The sequence below is a fragment of the Intrasporangium sp. genome, assembly GCF_030452765.1.
Classification (GTDB): domain Bacteria; phylum Actinomycetota; class Actinomycetes; order Actinomycetales; family Dermatophilaceae; genus Intrasporangium_A.
In genome coordinates this window covers 1-4,720 of the sequence record NZ_JAKDLO010000260.1, presented here as the reverse complement: position 1 = coordinate 4,720, position 4,720 = coordinate 1, and the positions used below count along the sequence as shown (strand labels likewise).

The 4,720-nt window shown below is 67.0% G+C and carries 4 protein-coding genes; 3 read left to right on the top strand and 1 reads right to left on the bottom strand.

Annotated features, from left to right (window positions below; genetic code table 11):
- The 3 genes from L0H79_RS20820 to L0H79_RS20810 all read left to right on the top strand — a co-directional run.
- The coding region (locus L0H79_RS20820) for a hypothetical protein (RefSeq protein ID WP_301486556.1) at nt 1–308 on the top strand (308 nt) is incomplete at its 5' end.
- Between the two features lie 185 nt (nt 309–493).
- Complete coding sequence (locus L0H79_RS20815) at nt 494–1,183, top strand: hypothetical protein (protein WP_301486554.1); 690 nt, start codon at nt 494–496, stop codon at nt 1,181–1,183.
- A 301-nt stretch (nt 1,184–1,484) separates the two neighbouring features.
- Nucleotides 1,485–4,325, top strand: coding sequence for an NACHT domain-containing NTPase (locus tag L0H79_RS20810; protein ID WP_301486552.1), 2,841 nt, complete (start codon nt 1,485–1,487; stop codon nt 4,323–4,325).
- A gap of 27 nt (nt 4,326–4,352) precedes the next feature.
- Here L0H79_RS20810 and L0H79_RS22345 read toward each other — a convergent pair whose 3' ends face one another.
- Nucleotides 4,353–4,595 (bottom strand): helix-turn-helix domain-containing protein, encoded by a 243-nt coding sequence (locus L0H79_RS22345; protein WP_367652508.1) that lies wholly within the window; start codon nt 4,593–4,595, stop codon nt 4,353–4,355.
- Between the last annotated feature and the right edge of the window lie 125 nt (nt 4,596–4,720).

Here is a 4,720-nt window from a genome sequence, read left to right as displayed (position 1 = left end):
CCTTCGCCCGTGAGGACTTCGAGCGCAAGCTCTACTCCAAGCGCTCCAAGGTGTCAGTGAAGTTCGTCGAGCTCACCGACACGATCCCCGTCCAGGGTCCCGAAAGCGAGGTGATCGGACGGATCGTCACCAATGACTTCCTCGCCATCCTCGATGCCCGAAACAGGCAGATCGTGGTCCTACTCAACAGTGGCGTGACCAGTCGCACCGAGATCGCCCAGATCCTGGGGTACGCGAACCACAGTGCGGTCTCCAAGCGCCTCGACCGGATCAGGCAACAGGCGGTCGACTTCTTCAGCAAGTACTGAAGGTCACGCCGCGGACGCGCACCCTGCCGAGTAAATTGCCCGGGGCGGTGCTCGTCAGGGTCGGGCCAGAGATTCCTCAATCTCCGCTGCGTCTCGACAGACGCTGGACCCACCTGGCCAAACACACAGCAGCGAAGGCCTTTGCAGACTCATCGAGACGAGCGTCTGACACTGCCGTCGTCCAAATGTTGCGCTTGAACACCCCCACGCGGCCAAGGCGTGCCGACAGGCTGCGCGAGCGGCCCGCGACGCAACTTCTGGTGTCAGTGCTCGCCGGAAGACTGCCAGCTATGACCCGGATGACGCGGTACTGGCATGGTGGGCACCCCGGCTTACGCCCCGGCGACACAATCCGAGCGGCGTCGTCATTGCCGACCCTCCCGCTGGTCTACACATTCGGCGCCGACTACCCCACCGACCCGAACCGCGCCTACGTCACCACCGACAAGACGCTCGCCCGGTCCTATGCCGCCAAAGCAATCCACGCCGGCGGCGTTGGCGGAGACCTCTACAACGTGCGTCCTCGCGGACCGCTCGAGCACGACCCCGACTATCTCCCCGAGGTCCCCTGCTTCACCTGCACCTCGGCCGTGATCACGAGCGTCGTTGAACGCGGCATCACCATGACCATCGGGCTCGAGGTCTACGCCAACCGCCACACCTACTGGGATGACGGCACACCGATGTACACCCGAGACGGGGCCGCCCTTCCAAGCCTGCCGATGCGTGACCTCGGTCTGATTGACGAAGACTTCAAAGTTCTCGGCCCAGCGGCCTCATTCGACACGATCGACTTGCACGCCCGCCAACTGCTGGTCTCGCGGGGGGTACCCCTGCCCACGACAACACCGGACAGGCCCGCCGGCACGGCTTGAGCCGGGACTAGCGATCAGGCACGGTCGGGGCCGTGCCCAAGGCCCTCCAGCAGGTGCGGGCAAGAAACCGATTGAAGACCAGACCCCTGGGCCACGGCGGACAGGCTGACTCTTGCCTGCCGTGCGTGGGGCAAGGGCGACCAGACCGGTGGTCTGAGTGTCAGGCCGACGCTTCGACCGAGCCTGGCGACCGGGCTGGAGCCCCAGGCCGGGCAAGCCGGAGACCTGAGCGGCAAAGAGATCGGCGAACGCAGCCGCGGCGCGCTGAGCTCAGTCGCACCGATCAGGCATCCTGTGGAGCGTGACCCGCTACAACCTCAACGGCCTGGGAGCCGAAGTCTTCGAGGACCTTGTGGTGTCACTTTGCCTGGGTGCCCTGGGACCGGGCGTCACCGCATTCGGCGCAGGGCCCGACGGCGGCCGAGAAGCCACCTTCCGGGGACCCATCAACTGGTCGGCGACGGTCCTTGACGACCAGACCAGCTGGGACGGGTACACGGTGATCCAGGCCAAGTACCGCGCCGAGCCGTCGAGCAAGCCGACGGAGAACGCGGCGTGGCTGCGGCGCATGATCGATTCCGAGCTCGATCAATGGGCCGACCCCGACAATCGGCGCACCGAGGTACCAAACTCGATCATCTTCGTGACGAACGTCGAGCTGTCCAGCGTCCCCGGCACGGGGGGCATCGACGCCCTCGACGCCCACGTCCGCCAGAGGCTGGCCGACAAGGCGTTCCGCGCCTTGCCTCTGCGGCGGTGGAAGATTTGGCACCGGTCCCAGGTCGAAGCGATCCTGGACAACAACCTGCCGGTGCGACATGCCTACGCCGCGCTTCTGACCCTCGGCGACGTCCTTAACAACCTCGACACGCATACCGGCCGACTCACGCAGGCCCAGCTCGGGCCGGTCCTACAGGATCACACCCGACGGACACTGATGAGTGAGCGGTGGGTTCACTTCGACGAAGCCGGCGGAACCCCAGGAGGAAAGACCGCCCTCGAGCGGATCGTGGTCGACCTCCCCACACGATGGCCCGGCGCGCACAAACGGTCCTCTGCGCTCAGGAAGCTCATCACGATGGGCGACCGCGTGCTGAAGCCTTCACTGACCAACGGGCCCCGGAACGTGATCCTCATCGGAGGACCCGGGCAGGGCAAAACCACCCTGGGGCGCTTCCTGGCCCAGAGCTACCGCTACGCGCTACTCCGCAAGGCTCCGCTGGCCGCCGACGCCGCCCAGGTCGCCGCTGACACGGCGGCCGCGCTCAGCCGCAACCGCACCCCAAGCCCGCGGAACCCACGCTGGCCATTCCGGATCAACCTGGCCGACCTCGCCGACGAGATCACCGCCACCGGCGAGGTACGCCTCTCCCGCTGGATCGCCAACCAGATCACCAAACGCTGCGACCACGAGATCACCCCTGCCCTCCTCCAGACATGGCTGCGCACCTGGCCCTCCCTCCTCGTCCTCGATGGGCTCGACGAAGTCACCGCTGCACCAACACGTCGGCGCCTCATCGAGCTCATCGACGAACTCGTCTCCGACGCCGAAGACGCCGACATGGATCTCATGGTCGTGATCACCACCCGGCCAGCCGGCTTCACCGAGACCTTCGCCTCCCAGTCCTTCACCGACCTCCAACTGCTTCCCCTAGCCCCAGAAGCCGCAGCGACGTTCGCGGCCCTGGTCGTCTCAGACCGACTCGCCGACGACCCCGAGCGCCGAGACACCGTCGAACAACGCCTCGACATCGCCCGGCGAGACCCCGCACAGCAACGACTCATGGAGACCCCGCTCCAGGTGATGATCATGTCGTTCATCCTCGAGCGGTTCGCCACCCTGCCCAGCGACCGCTACCGGCTCTTCAGCCGCTACTACGAGGCGATCTACGACCGGGAACTCGGGAAACGAAACCACCTGTCCAAGCGACTCAGCGAGCACCAGGCGGACGTCAACCACCTCCACGAGCGCGTCGGACTCCTCCTGCAGTCCCGAGCCGAGATGACGGGCGACGCCAGCGCGACGATCTCCGCCAGCGACCTGCAGCACCTGGCCGTCGCACGGCTCACAGAGGTCGGGCATATCGACGAGCAATCACGGCTCGAGGCGGCGAATGAGCTCGTCCTCGCAGCCACCCAACGACTCGTGCTCCTGGTCCCCAAAGACGGCGCGATCGGCTTCGAGGTGCGAAGCCTGCAGGAGTACATGGCCGCGCGCGCCCTCTGTGACGGTCAGGACCAAGACATCACCGACCGGCTGCACGCACTGGCGGCCAGCCCCCACTGGCGCAACACCTGGGTGTTCGCCGCCGGCAAGCTCTTCAACGACGGCAACAACCACCATCGGGACCTGGTCCTCGACATCCTGCGCCGCGTCGACGACGACCCAGGCCGTCTCGGGCGGGTCTTCCCGGTAGCTCCCGAACTCGCCGCGGAGCTGCTCGATGACGGGCTCGCAGCCGCAGCACCGAAGTACCAGCGGCTCCTCGCCGAGATCACCCTCCGCGCACTCCAAGGACCCTCGAGCAGTCTCGGCGCCCTCGGACGAGCCCTGCTCGCCGCGGCCGCCGACCCCAACACCAAGCCCATCGTGACCGCTCAGCTGCGAGCTGCGACGCAAGGCCCGCCAGCCAGCCGCATCGGGGCAGCCCTTGCATGGAAAGCCATCAGGGCAGGGCGGCTCGAGCGACCCCAGACAGCAAGGCGAGCAGTGATATCAAAGCCACCCACCCTGACCTCCCACGACGAAGCGGTCGCCGAGGTGTGGGAGCGCGGCGGGGCACCAGGTGACGCCAACACCGAGCGGGGGATCGTCCAAGACCTGCGAGACCACCTCGGCGTGCTCCAGCTCAACGACGAACAACTCGACCTCGTCGAGAGCGCCTTGACCACTCTCGAGGACCTCCGGGTCGTGCCCGCACCCAAGCGGCCAGACCAACTCCTCCCCGTACGCATCGCCCAGGGAGCGGACCACCTCGACTTCCTGCTAGCCCTGGAGGACGAGGGCGCAGCCATCGGACTAGAGCTGATCTTGCAGAGCGTCCCACCCGACATGTGGGTGGTCCCGGCCCTCGTGGGCAGGGCAGTCTGGCCCGAAGTCAGCAGACGACCCGTCGACCGAGCCACCCTGGGCCTGACCTGAAGAGCGCCAAAGGGCCGGCAGCTTGGGTCAACCCTCCAGAGCGGGCGCGCCCCGGGGACGGAGCGCCACGCCCCGCTCGCTGAGCGCACGGCGGATGGCCGTCTGGGTCCTGTCGGTCAGAGCCGCGAGTTCTCGCAGTGACCTCCCCTCGCGATACCCCTTCTCGACAAACGAGAGCAGCGCCTCGCGTTGCTCCTCGGTCTGCCGGACGGTGGCAGTGCCCACGAACTGCGGCAAAGGGTCAGGGACCGGACGGGCCGGATACGGCATACAAGTGATCCTGCCAAACCCCGAGCACCTTGGCTTGTTCGTGGGTCCTGACGCCACGGGCTGCTGTGAGTCGGTAGCCTGCGGAACGAGCGACGGGGGTGGCCCGAGCCAGCACCGAGAGGACC

Coding starts and splice junctions, on each gene's coding strand:
- L0H79_RS20815 (WP_301486554.1), top strand. CDS start 494: ATGTTGCGCTTGAACACCCCCACGCGGCCAAGGCGTGCCGACAGGCTG.
- L0H79_RS22345 (WP_367652508.1), bottom strand. CDS start 4,595: ATGCCGTATCCGGCCCGTCCGGTCCCTGACCCTTTGCCGCAGTTCGTG.